The organism is Methylophilus sp. (genome assembly GCF_052437885.1).
GTDB lineage: Bacteria > Pseudomonadota > Gammaproteobacteria > Burkholderiales > Methylophilaceae > Methylophilus.
Genome location: NZ_JBQVPB010000019.1, coordinates 1 through 23343, shown reverse-complemented (window position 1 = coordinate 23343; position 23343 = coordinate 1). Strand labels below are relative to the sequence as shown.

The following is a 23343-nucleotide window of genomic DNA, read 5'->3' as shown; positions in this document are numbered from 1 at the left end:
TCTTCAGTTTCTACAATAAACGGGATTTTTATGCATGCCACCACATGCGATTGGATTAGCCCTAATCGGCTAGACCCAGGTTGACTAGTCCCAAGTTGACTAGTCTTGACGGACTAGGTTTTCAAGTCACGTTGTCATGTTGGTAAACCATAATTTTTTGGGACGCGATTGATCGTTTTTAAAAGCAGGTTTGTAGTTTGTTCTTTTTATTATTTTTGTTAGAAATTTGAGGAGAAGTTTATGAAATTTCAATTGAAAGCTTTAGCAGTAGCCTTGGCATTATCCGCAACTGTACCAGCACAAGCTGCTATCAGCTTGGGTAGCAGCGGTGACGGTAGCTTTGTTCTGTCAACACTGAACAATGCAAACGGTATTTCTGCCACTTTTGACCTGGGCTTCACATACAGCCAGTTCGGCGCTTTGGTAGCCAGTGCTGACAGCAACGGTGGTTCTTACAGCTGGGACCTGACAACAGGTAACTATGCAGATGCATGGAACACTTTTTCATCTATCGCAGTATCTGGTACTTCTAACTGGGCAATTTTCTCTTCAGACAATGAAGGTGCTCAGCGTGGTGCAGCCGCTGTTGGTGCACGTGGTTACTACGTGACAGCAACTGACCTGAACAATGCAGTGACTCAAACTTCAACAGCAGTTAACTCACTGATCAACTTTGACAAATACCTGTTAGCTGCCAACGGTACTGGTAATCACCAGTCTGTTGCTAACGGTGCAAGTACTGCTCCACTCATTGATGTTGCAGGTGCTGGTTCAGCCAATGCCTACGGTACAGGTGCAGCTGGCGACGCAGGTGTACGTGCGATCAATCCTTTTGACACTACAGTTAACTTTTTGCAAACAGTGACTAACGGTGGCAGCACACCTAACACTATCGGTTTCACCGGTAATGCAAATGGTCTGTACACATTCAAACTGTCTTCTAACGGTTTGCTGACATTCACTACCAGTGTTTCAGCAGTGCCAGAAGCTGACAGCTATGCCATGTTGCTGGCTGGCTTGGGCTTGGTGGGTCTGGTTGCCCGTCGTCGCAAGGCTTAATTAAATACAATTTAAAAACGCCATGAAATGTTGGCCAGCCAAAAGCTGGCCACCTCATCCAAACTTTTACTCAAGGAAGCGAACATGTTAAAACTGAACAAATTGGTCATCGCAATGGCAACTGCTTTTGCAGCAACCTCTGCTTTTGCAGCACCAGTGACTCCAACTGATATCCAGAATGCCGGTGCAAACCTGCAACAAGCCTGGATCACAGGTGCATCTGCACCTAGCTACAACGTATTCCTGGGCTTTGCCAGCAAATGCCAGGACAATACACTGTCAATTTTCCACGCTGGTACCGCAGCTGGTAGCGTACGCCCAGGTTCAAGCTCTGCTGGTAATCACCTGGCTTATGCTTGTGTGATCGCTGGTAAGACTTCAGTACTTTACTTCACTAACCAAGGTGGTTCAGTGAATGCATTCTCACCACACGTTGCCAGCAGCCTGACCGGTGGTACTGTAGTTACTAACCTGAACCGTTTGCAAAACGTTGCGACTGCAACTTGCGCACCAACTGCAACACTGAGCGTGACAACAGCACATCAACCTGCTGCACAGATCTACAAATGTACAGGTGCTACTGTTAACGGTTTCGCTGTCACAGACAACACACCTAAAAAACCAGCAGGCGGCTTCTCTGATGTAGAACCAGCTTTGTTCGGTATCGACGTAACAGGTAAAGGTACTGTTGTGAACACAGGCGTGACACAGGTATTCGGTGTATTGGCTTCTGACGCACTGTACCGCGCTCTGCAAGCTCAGCAAAACATCACTGAATCAAGCACATTCCTGCCACAGAACGCACCTAACGTGACTCGTGCACAATACGCTGCCTTGATCTCTGATGCTTCTTCAGCAACATGGAAACCATTGTTGCCTAACGATGCTGATGCAGAAGTGATCATTGCACGTCGTGTTGATACTTCAGGTACACAAGCTTCTTCAAACGCTTTCTTCCTGGGTAACCCATGTAACGGTAACCCGGCAACTGGTGGTAGCTTGAACCCAGCTACAGCAGCTGACTCAGCTGAGGGTATCTACACCATCATCGAAGGTGCTGAAACTGGTAACGTACGTGATGCATTGATCGCTGCTAACACTGCTGGTAAATATGCTCTGGGTGTTGTTTCACTGGAGAACGCGACTGTTGCCGGTTATCACTATGTAAAACTGGATGGCGTACATCCTGAAACTGGTGCTGCTGCTAACACGACTGACTCTTTTGCACGTTACACATCTGCACAAGGTAACTATGGCTTCCAGATCGATTTGAAAGCATTCAAGGCTAGCTCTGCTACCGGCTTCGGCGCGACTGTGATCGATGACATCCTGTCTGGTTTCAACACTGTTGCTTGCTCAGACGTACCACGTGGTCTGTTGCTGAACAACTCTACCTCTGCTTGCGGTGGTACAGCTAACGAAGGTGTTGTTGTGTCTAAAGTGACTCGTCAGGGTAACAACTGCCGTCCATTGACATCTAAGTTCTAAGATTAATATTGCAGTCAAAAGCTGCGATATCACTCAATAAAAGCACACCCTACCGGGTGTGCTTTTTTGTTTTTCACTCGCGATATACGCACACGCAGCAATGCTGCCGGCACTCGTCTTAAAAGTGGCTGGCAATAGCCCATTCTGGCTAGCAAAAATGGTCAACGGACTAGTCCGCATTTCATCTTTGTGACACGCGGCTCTTTCAAAATGGCAAGCCGTTATAGAGCGTTTCTGCTCTGAACCCGACTTTGAAAGGTGATGCAATTGTTTCTTCGTGTGCTGTATATGTTGAGTTGTTTGTGGTGTTTAGCCTTGCACGCGGAAGAGCAGACGCAGCCATCGCCAGAAAAGCTCAACGCATGGGGTGCCGCTGTCAATGAGCAGGAGGCAGCGCAAGCGGCGGATCAGGGCGAGCCCTTCAGCATCTATGAGTATGTGGTCAACGGCAATAGCGTGCTGACCGTCAGCCAGGTCGAAAAAGCCGTTTACCCTTATTTAGGCGAGAAACGCTCGATAGACGATGTGGAAAAAGCCCGTAGCGCGCTGGAAAAAGCGTTTCATGAAGAAGGTTACCTGACGGTGTTCGTCAATATTCCTGAACAGGAAGTCAATGGCGGTGTGGTCAAACTGGATGTGCTGGAAGGCAAGATCGAAAAGCTGACGGTGCAGGGTTCCAGATATTACTCATTAGGCAAGATCAAGCAAAGTGTGACCGAATTTGAAGAAGGTCATGTGCCACATTTCCCTACCGTGCAGAAACAGATCGCCTCGGTCAATATCAACGGTGACCGCGTGGTAGCACCGGTGCTGCGCCCGGGCAAATCACCAGGCATGGTCGAAGTCGATTTGAAAGTGGACGACAAATTCCCATTGCATGCCAGCCTGGAACTGAATGACAGGTACACGCCTAACACATCCAGGACCCGCCTTTCCGGCAACTTGAGATACGACAACCTGTGGCAAAGCGACCACAGCCTGGGTCTGGGCTTTCAGGTCACCCCTGAAGACACGCAAGAAGTGAAAGTGTTTTCGGCCACTTATGTGATCCCGTATGCCGGCGATTACTGGGCCATGTACGGTGTGGTTTCAGACAGTGATATCAGTGCCGTGGGTGACGTCAATGTATTGGGTAACGGTAATATCTACGGCCTGCGCTACATACACCCCATGTCCAGCCCGTTCAAGTCTTATAACCATAACCTGACCCTGGGTGTCGATTACAAAGACTTTAAAGAGACTACCACGCTACTCGGCGCGGATAGCTTTAACACGCCCATCACCTATTTACCTTTCCTGATCGGCTATACCGGCAATCTGGTCACGCCTAGCAGCAACAGCAAGCTGGACCTGAATTTTATTTTCGGCACGCGTGCTCTGGTCAACGACGAAGAAGAATTTGCCAACAAACGCTTTTTGGCGCGCCCCAACTTCTCCTACCTGCGTGGCCAGTTCGAACATACCGAGACCCTGCCGTCGCAGTGGCAAATCTATGGCTCACTGGGTGGCCAGGCGACCGGCGATTCACTGATCTCGAACGAGCAATATTTCCTGGGTGGCCTGGATACGGTACGTGGCTATCTCGAAGCCAGTGCGCTGGGCGATCAGGGTGTGAATGCCACTGCCGAGCTGAGGGCGCCTTCCTTGCATAAGTACCTGGGCCCGTGGTTCACCGACGTGCGTTTCCTGACTTTTTATGATTATGGCTTTGCCAAGATACGTGACCCATTACCCCGCCAGACCGAGCAGTACATTCTGTCCTCGTATGGCCTGGGTCTGGATGCAAAAGGGCGCTTCGGCTCTTTCCTGAGGCTGGATCTTGCCCAGGCTCTGCGTACAGTGGGCACGGTTGAAGACGGTGATATCCGCTTGCATTTCAAGCTGGGTTTCGACTGGTAGTGGTTTTTTGTGAATTGTGATGGTTGTTGAGGTGAAGAAATGAATAAATTACGTTTTAAACTCGTTTTCAGCAAGCGACTGGGCATGTTGGTGCCTATTGCAGAAATTTCTCGCAGCCATCAAAAAACCGTCAGTCCGGCGCCAGCAGCACCGGCAACGGTTGCGCCTGACACCAGCGCGCAGTCATTCTGGCGCATCTCTACCGGCAGTGTCGCACTGCTGCTTGCCGGCTGTCTGAGCTGGATGTCGGCACCCGTGCTGGCCATGGATGCCAACACCTTGCCTACCGGCGGCAACATCATCTCCGGCGCCGGTAATATCAATGTCAATGGCAACACCATGAACGTGAATACGCTGACTAACAAGGCGATCATTCACTGGGATAGTTTGAACGTGGGTGCCAATGCCAGGTTGAACTTCAATATGCTGAATGCTTCTTCCAGCGTGCTTAACCGTGTCATGGGCAGTTCTGCCAGTTTGATAGACGGCATGCTGACTTCGAATGGCCATGTCTATATCGTTAACCAGAACGGTATTTACTTTGGCGCCGGGTCGCAGATCAATGTCGGCTCGCTGACAGCCACCACGCTGGATAACCTGATCAACAATAATATCGAGGCTATTTACAACAACGGTATCTTGTCGAATACCACCGCGCCGGTATTTTCGTTTGCTGATGTGGTCGGTGTGATCGATGTCGCCAAAGGTGCCACCATTTCTACCACCCAGGGCGGCCGCGTGATGTTGCTGGCGCCTGACGTGAAAAATAGCGGCGTGATCACGACGCCTAACGGGCAGACCATACTGGCCGCCGGTAAGACCGTGTATCTGAGTACCCTGGATGATTTCGCCGGCCTGCTGGTCGAGGTGAGCTCTGGCGGTACCGCCACCAACCTTGGCGATATCATCGTCGGTAGTGGCAATGCAACCCTGGTCGGCCTGGCTGTGAATCAGGGCGGGCGCATTTCTGCCAACACCACCATACGTGCCAATGGCTCGGTTTTCCTCAAAGCCAAACAGATCACCCAGTTCAATACACCACTCTCCGATGTGTATGGCCATGTCACCCTGGCTGAGGGCAGCGAAACCAGCGTCACCATAGATAAAAACGACCCGGAAACGGTCAAGAACGCGCAGGCTATCCTGAAATCGAAAGTGGAGATCACGGGTAAGGATATCGATATCGAAGGCAAGATCGTTGCCAATAGCGGTGTGGTGGATGTGCTGGGTAAGACCAATGTAGGCACCACCTCGCTGTTTTTAGGTGAGCATGCATCCATAGATGTTTCAGGGGTAGATGCGAACGCACCCATGTCCAGAAACCAGCTGGCGATACAGCTGTATTCACAGCAGCTGAATGACTCGCCTATCCTGCGCGGCGGCGCACTGTTCGGCCAGACACTGTACCTGGATGCACGCAAAGGCACCGGCCTCATCAGCCAGGCCGTTATCAATGATGCGCTGCTGTCGCAGGAGCGCACCCTGGCCGAGCGTATGACAGAGGGCGGCAGCATCTCGCTGATAGCCAACAACGTGGTCGCCAAGTCGGGTTCAGTGCTGGATACCTCGGCAGGCACTATCACTTATGCGGCCGGTAATATCCGCGAAAGCCAGGTGTTCTATAACGGCAAATGGATCAATGCTTCTGATGCGGTGGCTGGTGTACCCTATAGCGGCATCAACAATCAGTACAATATAGACAACGCACGCTGGGGCGTGACCAGATCATGGGATCTGGGCGGCTCAAACGCAGGCGTCATGCAGGCTGGCTATACCGAAGGCGGTAATGCAGGCGCGGTCAGGGTGGATGCAGACGAGCTGGCCTTCCAGGCAAAGGTGATCGCAAAAACCACACCGGGTACATTCCAGCGCGGTGATTACGCCAATGTGAGTATGCCGCTAGGCGGCAAATTCACCCTGAATTATATGGGTAGCGGCGCCCTGAACCTGACCAGCAACGTCAGTCCGCTGGGCGACGATTTCACCAAGGATTCCCAGCTCAGTAATGAACAAAAGCAACTGAGCGAATTAAACACCTCCATACTTGCCAACGGCGTCAACCGCTTGACCATCAACGCGCTGGCGTCCAAGGTGAATGTTCTTGATAGCCTGACCGCTGACCCTAAAGGCGCACTGGCGATCAGCGCCATTGGTGGTATCAATGTCAATAAGGATATTCATTTTGCCGGCGGCACCATCGCGCTGTCTTCCAACCCGGTCGCACCTACCGTGGTGGCTGAAGGGGTGACTATCAGCACGGCAGGGTTATTCGTCAATGATCTGCCAGGCATCGCTGGCGCCATGAGCAGCCCGGTCGCGATAGACGGCGGCAAGATCACCATTTCCGACGGCCTGGTGTTAAAAGACAATGCCAAAATAGATGCCAGCGCGGGTGCCTGGATAGCCAATAACGGCCAGGTGAAAATGGGCCATGGCGGCGATGTGGATGTAACGCTGGCGCAAAATCATTTGCCAGAAGGTGCCATCACCTCTTATGGCATGACCAATGGCACCACACAGACCAAAGGCGGCACACTGACAGTCAATCTGCAGGGGCCTTCGGGTAATAGTGGCGTCAGCCAGGTGCAACTGGGCGGCGTGAATCCGCAGGCGGCCAATACCTTGTGGCTGTCAGAATCTTTCTTTAAAGCCGGTGGTTTCAGCGGCTATGTCATTGATAACCATAATCAGCCTTTGGGCTCTATCGTGGTGGGCGACGCCGCCAATAGCGTGGTCACTATCGCGCCACAACAGGCCAGCAGGGTGCTGGTGGCCGGTGCGCGAGGCCAGGCTAACCATGCCGATATCTCGGATCTGACCACCGCTGTCACACTGCCGGCTTTTGCCAGAGCGCCGGCTTCGCTCAAGCTGAATGCCGGTCATCAGTTCACCCTGAACAGCAATGCCGCTATCGTGACCGATGCGCCTATACAGGCGGGTGGCGCCACCGGCGATGTCACTATCACTTCCAAGGGTCAAATGACTATCCTGGGCGATATCATCGCCCCGAGTGCCAATATCCAGTTAGCAGTCACCGGCCAACCCGGCAACTACAATCTGCCTAACGCGCAGTTTGATAACACCTTGAGTCTGTTTGTGGGGTCCGAGGCCAACATCTCGGCCAAAGCCACCTATACAGCACCGCCTTCTGCAGACGGTACCCTGAAAAACCGTCAGCTGATTGATGCCGGCAAGATCTCGCTCAAGACTGACAATGGCGTGCTTATCCTCAAGGAAGGCAGCCAGATCGATGTGTCCGGCACTTCCGGCGCGGTGGACTTGCCGGTTGCCGGCGGCTATGTACGGCAGCAGGTGGATGCCAATGCCGGTACTATCAGCCTGGCGGCCAGGGATGGTATGGCGCTGGACGGTAATTTGACCGGGCGGGCTTCTGGCAGCGCAGCTGCAGGCACCCTGAATATCACCCTGGGCGGGGTAGATGCCACCGGTACCGAAGGCAATATCAACGAACCTTTATACTATCCTGGCGGCCAGCGTATCCTGACGGTGACACAGCAACATGAAGTCTTGTCTTCGGCTAATCTGCCCGGTTCTTCGGTGAGTAACCTGATAGATACCTCTGACCCGCAAAAGCCACTGACCAATGCCATAGGTAAAGGGCAGATCTCGCAAGCGCAGATCGCAAAAGGCGGTTTTGATAACCTGAGCCTGCGTGTAGACGATGTGACGGCTAACGCCAACAGCGGTATCGTGTTTGCCAACGGCCTGACGCTGAATGTACCGTCAGCATTGACGCTGGATGCGGCCTCTATCGCCGGCGGCGCCAACGTCACTGCTTCTAACATCGTTTTGACCAACAATAACTCCTGGGGGCTGACCAACCCGGTGGCTGCCAACCAGTCACTGAGCTTCAATGCTGATTTTATAGACATCATAGGCACGGTCGCATTCACCAATATCAATGAACTGCACCTCAACAGCAAGTCGGATATCCGCTTGAGTGGCATACGCTCTAAAGCGAGCAATGCCGGCACCCTGTACACGCCGGAGAAGTTGGTCATGGATGCGGCACAGATCTACCCGGTGACGCAGCATACCTATACCCTCAACCCGACTGGCGCGAACACCTCGATCGAGATCAGAAACAGTGCGCATGCCCAGTCGCAGGTGCCTATGTCGGCACAGGGTACTTTAAACCTGAACGCCCAGCAGATCGTGCAATCCGGCACCTTGCGTGCGCCGCTGGGGCAGATCAACCTTAACGCCAGCGACAAGATCGTATTAAGCCCCAACAGCATCACATCGGTGTCTGCCGAAGGCAGCCTGATCCCGCTGGCCGTGACCATGTTAGGCGGTAGCCGCCTGATCTCCGATCCTAGCAGTGTGCAAGACGAAGTCGTATTCAACGGCAAGAAGATCACCCTCAACGGTGCCACCATAGATATTCAGGATAACGCCAAAGTCGATATCTCGGGTGGTGGCGATACTATGGCTTATGAGTGGATCAAAGGCATAGGCGGTTCGGTAGATATCCTCAATCAAAAGGGTTACTACGCGGTGTTGCCCAGCCTGAATAATCAATATTCGCCTTATGACTTCAACATGCAATCCAGCTCGGATGTCGCGCTGGGTCAGGCGGTTTATCTCTCGGGTGGCAATGGTCTGGCGGCGGGTAAATACACCTTGCTGCCAGCGCATTACGCACTGTTGCCAGGCGCATATCTGGTCAGAGCTGACGGTGCCAGCGCACAGCCTGTCAACACCAGCCTGGCCAGGCTGGATGGTTCCATGTCCATGTCGGGTTACCTGACAAAGCTGGACGATACCAGCAGAGGCCAATATGCCAGCTTTAATGTAATGAATGGCGATGTGTTCAGAAACAATGCCAATAGCAAAGACTATAAAGGCCAGGCAGAATACCTGACCACACTGGGCAACAGCTTTTTTAGCAAAAGGGCATTGGCGAATAACCAGGCTGTTTCAGACAGGCCGCTGGATGCCGGGCAGTTATCCATACAGGCCAGCCAGCAGTTAAGCCTGAATGGACAGATCGCAGGTAAGAGTGTCGCTGGCGGTAAAGGGGCGCTGGTCGATATCACTTCCAACCAGATCCAGGTGGTTTCAAATCTGGGCGCAGCCGCGGCGGGTGTGTTGCAGCCGGGTGTGTTACAGCTAAGTGCCGATCAACTTTCCAATATTGAAGCAGACAGCATCTTGCTGGGCGGTACGCGTCAATTCACCAATGGCAAATATGTGGTCACCACCCAGGCTTCTCAAGTGGTGGTCGAGAATGATGCTGATCATGCAGTAGAAAACCAGGAGTTGATCCTGACGGCCAAAGACAGTGTGCAGGTGAAAGCCGGCGCCGTGATCAAAACCGCAGCCTCTACCCTGGCCAAGGGCAAGGTCGAACTAGAGACCAATGGCTCAGGCGCACTGCTGGCAGTCTCTGCCAATAACGAGCTGGTGCTGACCCGTACCGGCGCCTCTGCCAGCACGGGTGACCTGTCTATCGCAGCCGGTGCCCGCGTAGAGTCAGACTATTCAGCCGTCCTCGATTCGACCAGGAGCTTTGACAAGTCTGGTGATGTGCTGTTAGCTAAAAACGGTATCCTGACTTTGGGTTCGCAGCAGTTTGCATTGGGCACTAACAGCCCGGTGGCCGGCACTAAAATAGATGCAGCTACCTTGCAGGCCTATGGCCAGCTTTCTTCACTGATACTGAACAGCTATCAGCAGATCGATCTGTATGGCGCACTGGAGTTCGGTTCGCCGTCATTGAATCTGACCCTGAACACCACCGGCCTCGCGCATCATGGCGCTGGTGACGTAGTGGTGAATGCGAATACCCTGGTGCTGAAAAACACCCTGGGTAACAGCTTTACGCCTGCAGTGGGTGGCGGTGCCGCGAATCTGGTGTTCAATACCGAGAACACCACTTTTGGCAAAGCCGATCACGGCTTTAACATCGCAGGGTTTGACCAGGTGGCAATCAATGCCAACCAGCAGGTCAAGTTCAGCGAGACCGGCGCCCTGAATGTGAATGCCGCCACGACCACCCTGACTTCGGGCGTGGTGACGGCAGATACCGGCGCTAACTATGCCCTGAACGCCAGCGGCCAGTTGCAACTGGCTTCCAACAATAAGCAGGTGGCAGAAACGACCGGCCTGGGCGCCAAGCTGACCGTATCCTCGCAGGCAACTACGATAGACGGTAAGGTCGAACTGCTGGCTGGTCAATTCAAGGCCGTTTCTTCCCAGGGTAATCTGGTGGTGGCAGAAAATGCCAACATCAGCACGCGGGCAGCGACGGTGCAGTTTGACAAGCAGACTGCTAAAACCAGCAATGCCGGTGATATCAGCCTGGTATCGAATAGCGGCAATGTAGAGATCAAGCAGAATGCACTGGTAGATGTATCAGGCGGCGATAAGTCCGGCAATGCCGGTAGTGTGCAGGTAGAGGCCAAACAAGGTCGTTTGCTGGTGGCAGATGGCAGCCTGAAAGGGCAGGCCGCGGCTGGCAATAAAACCGGCTCGGTCAAACTGGATGTCGCACAGCTGGACAACTTCAGCGCCGTTAACCAGGCACTGGAAAACGGTGATTTCAACCAAAGCCGTGATATCCGGGTGCGCAACGGCAATGTAGTGATCGCAGCGGCTGACACGGTCACTGCGCACAACTTTAGCCTGGGTGTGGATAATGGCAATGCGACGGTCGCCGGCCATATCAATGCCGATGGCAATAAGGGCGGTGATGTCGCCATCTATGCCAACGGCCTGGTGACGCTGGAGAATACTGCCCAGATCACCGCCCGTGGCCAGCAGGCCAACCAGTCTGTCGGTGATCTGCAAACCGGCTCAGGCGGTACAGTGCTGCTATCTGCCAATAGCCTGTCTACGGTGAATGCGGTCTCTGCTGCAAGCGGTGCAGTGATAGACACCAGTGGCTATGATGCGGCTGCGCACGGGCAGGTCGGGCTGGATGGCTACGACGGTTCGGTCACGCTCAGGGGTAACCGTGGTACCACAGGTACTGCCAATACCGTGAATGTGGCATTCAATACCACTGCTGCCATCAAAGGGGCAAGTGAGGTGCGGGTCGAAGGCACGCGCAGTTACACCACCCCCAATTTCAACGCCGTCAATATGGCCGGCATGATCGCTGACACCAATGCGTTTTACAATGCGAATACTGGCGCCGGTAATTATGCCGCGACCCAGGATGGTGGCGTGATCAAAGTACTGCCGCATATAGAGGTGCGTAGCACCAGCGGTAACAGCGTCAGCGATATGGCGGTGGGTTCGGATGTGAACCTCAGCGCCTTCGGCAGCCTGCTGGCCGGGCGTGGCGGTTCACTGACACTGCGCTCTAATGGCAATCTGGCCATGAACGGCTCGCTGAGCGACGGTTTCACTACCGCGCTGGCTACCGGTGTGATGCAATCCAATATCGAGACTTTCAGCTATAACCTGATCGCGGGTGCGGATTACAGTGCCGCCAACCTGACTGAAACGGTGAATGGCATCGGTAACTTCAGCCTGGCCAGCAATAAGCTGATACGCACAGGTGAAGGTGATATCACCATTGCCGCCGGCAAGAATATCCAGCTGGATGCCAATGCCAACATTTACACCCTGGGCAAGACGGTGGCGAATCTGGATGGATTCACCCCGCCGCCTTCGACCGGCAATGCGCGTAACAGGAACAATATCAATGCCACCGGCAGCTATGTGAATAATGGCGGCAACATCACCTTGCTGGCCGGGCAGGATATCAATGCCGTCACCAGCGGACAAACCGTGAACGAATGGCTGTCACGCCAGGGCAGCGCCACCAATGATACCAGCTGGTGGATACGTGCTGACCAGTTCAACCAGGGCGTGGCAGCGCTGGCAGGTGGTGATGTGAATGTCAGGGCTGGCGGCAACGTCAGCAACCTGGGCTTATCCTCTGCCACCAATGCACAGTTTGATACTGCCGGTGTCAACCCGACCAACAACAGCCTGGTCAATGGCGGTGGTGATATCAATGTCGCGGTCGGTGGCAATCTGACTAACGGTATTTACTATAGTGGCCGTGGTGCCATCACTATCGATGTCGACGGTGCAGTGCAGAAAGAGGGCACCACCGGCACGGTAGTCGCCCTGCAGGATGCAACGGCGACTATCAATGCGGGCACAGGGGCAGTCATAGAAACGGTGTTCAACCCTACCTTGTGGATGCAGAATAGCAATGTGACCAATGCCACCAGTCTGACATTCTTTAATTCATACACCAGCAACAGTGCATTCAGCGTCGCTTCTTTAGCCGGCGACCTCAGCATAGGCCAAAGCAATCCCGCCAGCCTGAATTACAACACCTTGTTCAATGATTTCAGCGCCCTGAATGCGGTGATCGTCAATGACATGGCGGCAGTGCACCCCGGCATAGTCAATGCCACTGCATTCAGTGGCGGCATGAGCGTGAATAAAATGATACTGGTGCCGTCTGCCAAAGGCGCGCTCAACCTGCTGGCGAATCAAACTATCGTGTCGCCTGTCGCTTCAGATTCCAGACAGAGCCCGGTGGCCCAGATCCTGATGTCTAACGCCGATGCCAGTGTGTTGAGCATCAACACGCCTTTCAATGGCTCGCCTTCGAATAATCTGGACTTGTTCGGCGCGTTAAAAACCAATAATGCCCTGGTTTCCAGCAATACCAATACGCAAAACATGGCAGTCATCGTCTCCAAGACAGGTGATGTGAACTTGCGCGGAACGCCACCGGCTTCTACCACTTCGCGCGGTGTGTTTGGCTTGAAAACATCGATGCCAGTCTATATTTCGGCCGGTAACAATCTGATATTGAACACTTCTATCCAGCACAACAACCCTTACGATATCAGTGTGCTGAAAGCGGGTAACGATATCCTGATGGAGGTGAACCAGCCGCTGGCGATGATAGAAGTCAACGGCCCAGGTGACCTGATCGTGCAGGCTGGCCGGGATATCAACCTGGGCAATTCTGCCGGTATCCTGTCACGTGCAAACAACATCAACCCCAACCTGGCAGGCAATGGTGCCAATATCATCATGCTGGCCGGGGTGACGGATGACAGCCTTGATATCGCCGGCTTTGTGCGCCTGTATATCAACCCCGAAGGTAATGGCCCTGCCAACCTGAAGGACGACAGCGCGCTGGCCGTATACCGGGCGACCGTCAACCAGGCAGTGGTCGACTTTATGCAAAAGATCGCACAAAGAACACTGACCATAGACGAAGCCATGCCGCTGTTCCTGGCCCTGGATAGCAACAAACAGGCACCGCTGATATTTGATGTATTCAGCAAGGAAATGACCCTGGCCATCCGTGACTACGTGAATACTGCTGACACTGGCCGCGGCGACGCCCTGATCAACGGCTTGTTCCCGTCAACGAATACCTATAACGGCAACATCTCCATGTATCAAAGCCAGGTGGTGACCGAGCGTGCGGGTAACGTCAGCATATTGCTGCCAGGCGGTGTGCTCAACGCCGGCGTGGCAGCCGATACCGCCAGCTTGCCGCATGGCATAGGCGTGGTCACCGAGCGTGGCGGCTATATCAATGTGTTTGCCGACAAAGGCTTTGAAGTCAACCAGTCCAAAGTGAAGTCGCTGTATGGCGGTGATCTGATCGCCTGGGTGAATAACGGCGATATCGATGCCGGCCGTGGCTCAAAAACCGCAGTGTCTATCCCCGAGCGCATCATCAATATCGATAGTGACGGCAATGTGGTGGTCGAGGTGAAAGGGGTCGCTTCCGGCAGCGGTCTGGCAACCGAGACTTATGACCCGGATGGCCCTAGCGGCGCTCAGACTGCACCCAAGGCCGGTACCGTCTATCTGGCCGCGCCACGTGGTGTGCTGGATGCAGGTGAAGCGGGTGTCTCATCGGCTGGCGATCTGTTCGTGGGTGCGCTGGTGATCAATAACGCCAGCAACTTCAGCGCCGCAGGTGCCTCTGCCGGTGTGCCTGTGGCCGATACCGGTAGCTTAGCCGGCGCTGCCTTAGGTGCAACCAACACCTCTGCAGGTGCAAGCAATGCCTTGACTGAAAACATCGCTAACCAGATGTCTAACCAGAACGTGGCGCCCAAGGAGTTGCCGCCTATCGTGACGGTGAAGACGATACGTTTAGAGGATTAAGCGTCTAAATGGATCAAAACAAACGCCCACCTATGGTGGGCGTTTGTTTTACTGGTTGAACCAAGGGTGGCTCAGGGTGGCTCAGGGCATCAGGCTGTGGCAAATGCCTTGCGCAACTCGGCAATGGCAAACACTTGTGCTTCCCTGGCTTTGGCCACCACATCGGCCATGCCAAAGAACTCATGCACTACCCCGGTGTAGTGGCGGTAAGCCACAGGTACGCCATCACTTTCCAGACGCTCGGCAAACTCTTTGCCTTCCTCGTAAAGCGGGTCTATCTCGGCCGTGATCACCGTGGCCGGCGGCAGGTTGGCCAGTGAGCTGGCTTTGTCCGGCAGCGCATAAGCGCTGTAGGCATCCAGCGGCTCGCTGTAATGCTTGAAGAACCAGTTCATCATGGCGGCGTTCAGCGGTTTGGCGTTGGCATTGTCTATATAAGATGAATTAAATACATTGTTGTTCACCACCGGGTAGATCAGCAGCTGGTGCACAGGCAGCGTCACGTCTTTATCGCGTGCCATCAATGACACCACCGCTGCCAGGTTGCCACCGGCACTTTCACCCGCCACAGCGATGCGCTTGCGGTCACCGTTGAGCTCCTCGGCGTGCGACAGCAGCCACTGATAGGCAGCAAATGCTTCATTCGGCTGGGTGGGGAACTGGTGTTCAGGCGCCTGATGGTAATCCAGTGACACCACGATGGCCTGCGCACCTTGCGCCAGTGCAATGATAGAACCCTCATAGGTCTTGGTATCGGCGATCACAAAGCCGCCACCATGAAAATACAGGATGACCGGGAACGGGCCATCACCGACCAATGGCGTATACACCTGGGCAGGCACGCTGCCCACCGGCCCGCCGGGGATGCTGATGGTGGTAGAAGTGAACAACTGCGCGCGTGGCGGATGGCCATTGTCAGTCAGTATCTTTTTAACCGCATCGGTAGGCGTAGGTTGCTGACGCGCCTCTTCCGGCGACAGGGTCTCGATCGGCTTGCCGCCCAGTGAACCCAGTGCATCCAGTACCAGCTGCATATCAGGGTCTGCCTTTGGTGGTTCGCCACCTATGACTTTCTTGATCGCTTCAACCGGGGCTGAGCCTTCGATGGCAGGAATAATGCCGGCAACTTTATTGAGTAAAGGGTCGCTTCTTGAAGTGGTGGTCATGATATGCCTTTCTTGTTTTATCAAGTGGTAACAGAGTGAACCCTTACCTTAGCTGCATAGGTTTGCTGTTCCTATCAGGCATCGCACCAATTTGTTGTAGGACAAGCTTTACCACGGTGTCAGCCACCATCTTCCATCCCCCGGTCCGGGCGCCTGTCACACCCTGCAGGCTGGCTTGTATGGGGCATGGCACTAGTCTGCGGCGCTGGTCATTGACCCGAAAATGTATCAATCGGGCGCGTTTTCGGACTTTTCCCTAGTCCGACCTACCTAGTTTTGTGGCGGCAAACTTAATAATTCCCCTGCTGTAAATTGATAAATTAATCAGGCTTTTATTCAAGTCAAATACTTGCGGAGTCTGGGAAATGAAATTAAAAAAGTTACAGTGGGTGCTGGCCTTGTCTGGCCTGGTACAAATGAGCCTGTCAGCACAGGCTGGCGTGGTCATCAGCCAGATCTATGGCGGCCAGGGCAATGTCTACAATCAGGATTATGTGGAGCTGTTCAATAACGGCAGCGCTGCAGTCAATATCGGTGGCTGGTCGGTACAGTACGCCAGCGCGACCGGCACCGGCAATTTTTCTGCCAACGGCGTGACCACCTTGTCTGGCCTGCTGCAACCGGGCCAATATTACCTGGTGGGTCTGAGGAGCGCGGCCAATGGCTTGTCGCTCACGGCTGATATCAGCAACAATGCCACCGACATGAGCGGCACTAACGGCAAGGTAGTGCTGGTCAACAGCAGCAGCGGGCTGACCTGTAACGGTAGTTCAGCTGTTTGCAGCCCGGCGCAACTGGCACAGATCGTCGACCTGGTCGGCTACGGCAGCGCCAATTTCTTTGAAGGCGCAGCGGCCCCGGCCATCAACGGCAGCACCGCGCTGTTGAGAAAAAACAATGGCTGTCAGGACAGCAACCAGAACAGCAGCGACTTTGCCACCGGCAGCCCTGCACCACGTAACAGCAGCAGCGCCGTGAATGTGTGCGGCAGCGGCCCGGTGGGCAACCAGCCTATCGTCACTTCCTGCCCGGCAGTCACTCTGCAGGTCGGCGAAGCCGGTTCGGTCTTATTGCAGGCCTCTGATGCGGACAGTATCGTCAATGCCGCTACCTTGCTGGCCTCTGCACCGGCAGGCGTGACTTTGAATAACTTTGTTGCCGCAGGCAGTGATGGCCAGTCTGCCAGTGCCAGCCTGCAACTGGATGGCAGCCTGCCAGCCGGTAGCTACGCGGTGGACGTGAGGTTTGCCAATAACGAAGCGCAAACGGCCACCTGCAGCGTCAGTGTCACCGTGCAAAACAGCAGCATCACACGTATCTATGACATTCAGGGCAGCGGATTGGGTGTGGCTTCAGTCAGCCCGCTCAACGGCCAGAACGTGACCACCGAAGGTGTGGTCACCGCGGTGTTCCCCGGCCTGAATGGCTTTTATATCCAGGATGCCAGCGGCGACGGTAACCCGCTCACTTCTGACGGTATCTTTGTCTACCTGGGTTCTGGTGTGGCACCTACGGTGACTGTCGGTCAAAAACTGCGTTTGGCGGCCACGGTCACCGAGTTCAACACCATCACCGAGCTGATCAATATCAGCAACCTGCAAGTGTTGAGCAGCAACAATGTCATCCTGCCGACGGATATCAGCCTGCCTGAAGTCACTGAAGGCGATCTGGAAGCCTACGAAGGCATGCTGGTGCGTATCACTACACCACTCACTGCTTCGCAAAACTACTTCCAGGGCCGTTACGGCCAGGTCACGCTGTCTGCTGAAGGCCGCATGATCAAGCCGACCAATATCTACCCGGCCAACTCAGCGGCTGCGGCACAACTGGCAGACGAGAATGCGCGTAGACGCCTGGTGCTGGATGACGGCAGCAGCGTGCAAAACCCAAACCCTATCCCGTTTATCGGCGAGGACGATACCTTGCGCGCCGGTGATATCGTGGAAAACCTGGTCGGTGTGATAGACCATGGCCTGATCACTGCCTCTAACCCAGGCCCACGTGATTACAAGCTGCATCCTACCCAGGCAGTGAGCTTCACGCGTGACAATGTGCGCACCGCTACGCCGGCCAGCGTGGGTGGTAACTACAAGATCGCCAGCTTTAACGTGCTCAACTACTTCACCACCTTTACCAATGGCGCCACCGCCAGTGGCCAGAGCGGCCAGGGCTGCCGTCTGGGTGGCAGCGTGTCTGCCTCTAACTGCCGCGGCGCCAACAATCTGGTCGAGTTCAACCGTCAGCGTAACAAGATCATACGTGCACTGACCGCTATCAATGCCGATGCTGTCGGCCTGATGGAGATCCAGAACAATGGCGCGGTTGCCGCACAAAACCTGGTGGATGGCCTGAATGCAGTATTGGGTGCCAATACCTATGCGGTGGTTGCTGACCCGGCCACTGGTACAGGGACTGATGCGATCAAGGTGGCGATGATCTACAAGCCAGCCAGGTTGACACCGGCAGCGGCTGCATTATCTGACACCAACAGCATCAATAACCGTCCTACCCTGGCGCAGACCTTCCAGGCTGCCAATGGCGAGAAGTTCTCTGTGCTGGTGAATCACCTCAAGTCCAAGGGTTGCTCTGATGCAAGTGGTGCAGATGCAGACCAGGGTGATGGCCAGGGTTGCTACAACGCGCAACGCCACGCACAAGCCAGCCAGCTGGTGCAGTTCATCCAGACCGTTAAAAACCAGGCCAATGACCCGGATGTGATGGTGATCGGTGACCTGAATGCCTACGGCAAGGAAGAACCTGTGCTGGTGCTTGAAAACGCCGGCTTGCAGGACCTGATCGCGCGTTACAACGACCAGGCGGGTTACTCCTACGTGTTTGATGGTGAAGCCGGTTACCTGGACCACGCACTGGCCAATGCAGAGCTGGCCGCGCAAGTGACGGGCACCGTGCACTGGCATATCAACGCCGATGAGCCGTTCGTCATCGATTACAACACTGAGTTCAAACCGCAAGACCTGTACACAGAGTCACCGTACCGTTCTTCTGACCATGACCCGGTGATCGTAGGCCTGCAACTGGTGAAATCTCTGCAAGGTGGTAATCAGCGTGACACGCTGGTCGGTACGCCTGGCGATGACGTACTGACGGGTGGCATAGGTGCTGACACCCTCACCGGCGGCGCAGGACGCGACCTGTTCGTGTACCAGAGCATGCGTGACGCGACCGACACCATCACTGACTTTACGCCAAATGAGGATCAGCTGGATATCCGTGAACTGCTGCAAAGCATAGGTTACCAGGGTACTCAACCGTTCGACGATGGCGTGGCACGCTGGGTCAGCGTCAATGGTGGCACACAGTTGCAGATCACGGCCAAGCCACTGGTGACCTTGAGAGGGGTGACAGCGGCCAGCCTGAATGCACAGCGCGATGTACGTTGGTAAGCAGGCGCAGTCAGCCTGAAGTCAATAAGCCGGCGTGACCAAAGTATCGCGCCGGCAACTAAAAACCATGAAAAAAAGTTGTTATTCAAATTTATATTGAGAGGATCCAAATCATGAAAAAAATCAGTTTAATCGCAGCCATGCTGCTGTCTACACAAGCCAACGCGGCCTTGAATGCCGGTGACATCATGTTCACATCATTCAATGCGGATGAAGACGGCCTGTCATTCGTGACCTTTGTGGATATCGCCGCCAACACAACCATCTACTTCAGCGACAACGAGTGGACCGGCAGTGCATTCAACACCGGCGAAAGCTATAACCAGTGGGTTTCCAGCAGCGTAGTGACTGCAGGGTCAGTAGTGCGTTTTGCCGAATATGACAAAAACACCCTGTCAGCTTCTACCGGCATCCTGTCACGCGTCACCGTTAGCGGTAACAGCAACTGGGGCCTCTCCAACTCAGGCGAGACCGTATATGCCTACCTCGGTACAGGCGCGACTGCACCAACCACATTCCTGTCCGCCATCACCAACGGTACTTTCGCGGCACATGGCCCATTGACCAACACTGGTCTGAGCGCAGGTGTTAACGCCATTGAGTTGACAGCTAAAGCCGGTGCTTCCAGCGAGCCTGACTATGCCGAGTACAACGGCGTGCGCAGCGGCTTGAACAACTTTGCAGATTACAAGGCGCAAGTCGCCAACGTGAACAACTGGAACGTAGACACAGTGAACAACAGTGTTTCAGTCGGTGTAGTGCCTAACACCACTGCATTCACCATCAGCGCAGTGACCGCAGTACCAGAAGCCGACAACGCCGCGATGTTGCTGGCTGGTTTGGGTGTGTTGGGTCTGGTTCGTCGTCGTCAATCACGTTAATACTGAATGAGTGCCGTGATTTTTTTGCGGCACTCCATGGAGAAGAACATGTTTAAACTGAAACAATTAACTGCATGTGTAGCGCTGGCATTTACTGCCGGTGGTGCTTGGGCAGAAGGCGTGACTGTATTGCACGTGGGCGACCAGGAAAGCTGGTTGTTGTCTGCACAAGGTAACTTGCGCGATGACGCTGGTCAGGCCATTTCGTTTTACGGCGGTGTAGACCGTCTGGCTACTGTGATTAAAAATGCCGAAACAGCGGCAGTGGCGCAAAGCCGCACCGTATTGAAACTGAATGCCGGTGATGCTTTCCTGCCTGGCCCGCGTTTCACTGCCAGCCTGAATAACCTGTCCACTAGCTTTAGCGATGGTGGCCAGGACTTTTACGATGCTATCGCCTTGCGCCAGATCGGTTTTGACGCCATGGTGTTCGGTAACCACGAGTTCGACCTCGGCCCGCAAGTGGCTGCACGGTTTGCCAAGGTATCCGGCAGCACCTATCTTTCCAGCAACCTGAATTTTAACGCTACCTCTGAATTCAGCGCCCTGAAAGCCAGCGGCAAAGTTGCGCCTTCTAAAGTCATCACCACCGCAGCCGGCCACAAGATAGGTTTGGTCGGTGCGACTACACCATTGTTGCCTAATATCTCTTCGCCAGGTGCGGTGAATGTGATCGGCTACGACGCCAATAATACCGAAGCACAAAACCTGCAGGCGCTGATCCCTATCATCCAGGCTGAAATCACCCGCCTGCGCAGCGAGCAAGGCGTGACTACCGTGATTCTGATGAGCCACCTGCAAAATGCGGCTAACGAAATCAATGTCGTAGTGCCGGCACTGACCGGCGTTGATCTGGTGTTGTCCGGTGGCGGCCATGAGTTGATGGTTGACCCTGATGATGCGTTGATCAATGGTGGCGTAGCTGCGACTTTCAATTCACACCCGGTGAATGCGCTTGATGCAAATGGCAAAACAGTGCCGGTTTTAACCAGCCACTTCGGTAATCGCTATGTTGGTCAGGTGAATTTCAGCATTGATGACAGCACCGGTAAATTTGTCGCTATCGAATCCAGCAAAATGATGCGTGTCACTGGTGCCGCTGCCGATGCAGACCGTGTCGCAGGTGACGCAACCATCAAAGCCCAGGTAGTCACACCAGTGCAGAACTATATTTCTGTGTTGAATGCACAGATCATAGGCACCACAGCAGTTAAATTGAATGGCCCGACACACACCACCTGTGCTGCTTTGCCATGCACCTTTGTGGCTGGTGTACGTAACGCCGAAACCGGCCTGGGTGACCTGGTGGCAGATGCGATGCGTTTTGCCGGTAAAACTGAAGTCGCCATCCAGAACAGTGGCGGTATCCGTACCAATATCGCAGCCGCTGGCAATGTCTCGGTCGGTGATACTTTCAATATCCTGCCATTCACCAACCTGGTCAAACGCGCACCTGCAGTGAATGCCACACAATTGAAAGATCTGCTGGAGCATGGTTATGGCGACACCAGCCCGACTGGCAGAGCGAATGGCCGTTACCCGCAGATCTCTGGCATGCAAGTGGTTTACAACAGTAACAACGTGGCCAGAACCACACAGGGCACAGGCAACCGCGTGCAACGCGTGGTACTGGATGACGGCACTGTGCTGATAGATAACGGTGTGGTCGTCAACAACAGCCGCAGCTTCTCTTTCACCACCATAGACTTTACCGCAGCCGGTGGCGATGGCTTCCCGTTTGCGGCTAATAACGTGGTGTTTGAAGATAGCCCGTTCACCATTACCTATCAGGAAGCATTAGCCAACTACATACAGACACCAAAAGCAGAAGGTGGCCTGGGTAGATTGAACAATGCCGATGGCGACGAGATCACGGTTAACTACTACGGTCTGGAAAATCAGTATGACAAAGGCGGCCGCCTGATAGATCTGGCGATCGCAACTAGCACGCCTGGCGTGACACGCACTGGCACTGCCAGCCGTGATGTGCTGGTAGGCACTGCCGGTGATGACGTGATCACTGGTGGCCTGGGTGTAGATACGCTGACCGGCGGCGCCGGCAACGATGTATTTGTCTACAACAGCCTGCGTGACGCTGGCGACACCATCACCGACTTCACTCCTTATGCCGACAAATTACAGTTGAGCGCATTGCTGGCTTCACTGGGCATCTCCGCCAATGTGGCGATCGCAGAAGGCTATATCACGCTGCTGGATGTGACAGGTGGCGTACAGGTGCAAGTGGATAGTGATGGTGCAGCAGGTCCGGCCGCAGCTAAAACACTGGTCACCCTCAAAGGCTTGACCGCCAGGCAAGTAGCACCTGCCCGTGACTTTATTCTTTAATTTTTGCGACTCATTCTTTTAGAAGGAAACTATGATGAAAACTTTGATTAAAAAAGCAGCATTGATCGCGCTGATGAGCAGCGTATTGCCTGCACAAGCGGCTATCCAGTCATGGCAAGTGTCTGGCCAGGTTGATTCCGGCCACTTCAACGGTACTCAGTACAACGGCCAATTCAGCTTTGATGACGCTGGCCTGTTGTCTTCAGGCACCGAACTGCTGAACCTGAGCAGCCTGAACTTCAATTTTGGCAGCAACCTGTTCAACCTGGCTACACCTGCGCTGGCAGATGCGCTCGCGGTATTCCAGGATGGCGTATTCACAGGTATCGAGTGGTCTGTGGATGCCACTAACCCGGCGATCGGTTTCAGCCTGGTGGCTGGTTCTTCAAATACAGCAGACTCATTCTTTGCCTACGACACCTCACTGGGCTTCTCAGGTGCTGGTAACCTGAGCTACACCTTGTCTGCTGTGCCTGAGCCTACCCAATCCAGCCTGGTATTCATGGGCCTGGGTCTGATCGGTTACATCGTGACCCGTCGTCAGTCAAAATAGCCATTTTCCTCCAGCCTGTGTAAGCAGGTTTAAATGTGCTTTAAGCCCGGGTTTATCCCGGGCTTTTTTTATGCGCAAACTGCGACTAGTGTCAGTGCGCTTGCGTAACGGTCGGTTATGCGCATATCGTGCGCTCTACATTATTCCGTCATTCCGGCGGAGGCCGGAATCCAGGCAAGGTGAATGCTTAGCTTTGTTCCAGTAGAGCACGAGTGCTGCACTTTCCTATGAGATTTTAATCGGTAATTCTTTGGCTGGTTCAGTGCTCTGTTTCACCCTTTTATTTCGCCTCTAGGCGAGTTACTTTTCTTTGCTTGCCCAAAGAAAACGTAACCAAAAGAAATGCACCCTAGCTTCCGCTTATCTCCTGCGTTGCTCATCAAAATAAGCGGTCGCGAAACTCGCCCTAGCGGCCTGCA

The 23343-nt window shown here is 54.1% G+C and carries 9 protein-coding genes; 8 read left to right on the top strand and 1 reads right to left on the bottom strand.

Annotated elements, in window-relative coordinates; all coding sequences use genetic code 11:
* Positions 1-240: 240 nt before the first annotated feature.
* The 4 genes from ACT6RZ_RS14405 to ACT6RZ_RS14390 all read left to right on the top strand — a co-directional run bounded on the left by ACT6RZ_RS14405 (position 241) and on the right by ACT6RZ_RS14390 (position 14574).
* On the top strand, positions 241-1059 hold the full coding sequence (locus ACT6RZ_RS14405; protein ID WP_444702782.1) for a PEP-CTERM sorting domain-containing protein: 819 nt from the start codon (positions 241-243) through the stop codon (positions 1057-1059).
* Between the two features lie 84 nt (positions 1060-1143).
* A complete protein-coding gene (locus ACT6RZ_RS14400; protein ID WP_444702781.1) occupies positions 1144-2547 on the top strand; it encodes a hypothetical protein in 1404 nt (467 codons plus the stop codon).
* Positions 2548-2808: 261 nt separating this feature from the next.
* On the top strand, positions 2809-4446 hold the full coding sequence (locus ACT6RZ_RS14395) for a ShlB/FhaC/HecB family hemolysin secretion/activation protein (RefSeq protein ID WP_444702780.1): 1638 nt from the start codon (positions 2809-2811) through the stop codon (positions 4444-4446).
* 39 nt (positions 4447-4485) lie between these two features.
* Positions 4486-14574: a filamentous haemagglutinin family protein gene (locus tag ACT6RZ_RS14390; RefSeq protein WP_444702779.1), complete on the top strand. Its 10089-nt coding sequence runs from the start codon at positions 4486-4488 to the stop codon at positions 14572-14574.
* Positions 14575-14663: 89 nt separating this feature from the next.
* On the opposite strand, the gene ACT6RZ_RS14385 is transcribed toward ACT6RZ_RS14390, so the two are convergent.
* On the bottom strand, positions 14664-15740 hold the full coding sequence (locus tag ACT6RZ_RS14385; RefSeq protein ID WP_444702778.1) for an alpha/beta hydrolase: 1077 nt from the start codon (positions 15738-15740) through the stop codon (positions 14664-14666).
* Between the two features lie 365 nt (positions 15741-16105).
* Between ACT6RZ_RS14385 and ACT6RZ_RS14380 the strand changes: the two genes are divergently transcribed.
* From ACT6RZ_RS14380 to ACT6RZ_RS14365, 4 genes are all read left to right on the top strand, one after another.
* On the top strand, positions 16106-19144 hold the full coding sequence (locus ACT6RZ_RS14380; protein WP_444702777.1) for an ExeM/NucH family extracellular endonuclease: 3039 nt from the start codon (positions 16106-16108) through the stop codon (positions 19142-19144).
* A gap of 113 nt (positions 19145-19257) precedes the next feature.
* Entirely contained in the window at positions 19258-20025 is a 768-nt protein-coding gene (locus ACT6RZ_RS14375) for a PEP-CTERM sorting domain-containing protein (RefSeq protein WP_444702776.1), read from the top strand.
* Positions 20026-20073: 48 nt separating this feature from the next.
* Entirely contained in the window at positions 20074-22371 is a 2298-nt protein-coding gene (locus tag ACT6RZ_RS14370; RefSeq protein ID WP_444702775.1) for a 5'-nucleotidase C-terminal domain-containing protein, read from the top strand.
* 34 nt (positions 22372-22405) lie between these two features.
* The gene (locus ACT6RZ_RS14365; protein WP_444702774.1) at positions 22406-22924 is read left to right on the top strand and encodes a PEP-CTERM sorting domain-containing protein; all 519 of its coding nucleotides are present in this window, start codon (positions 22406-22408) and stop codon (positions 22922-22924) included.
* Positions 22925-23343 lie beyond the last annotated feature (419 nt).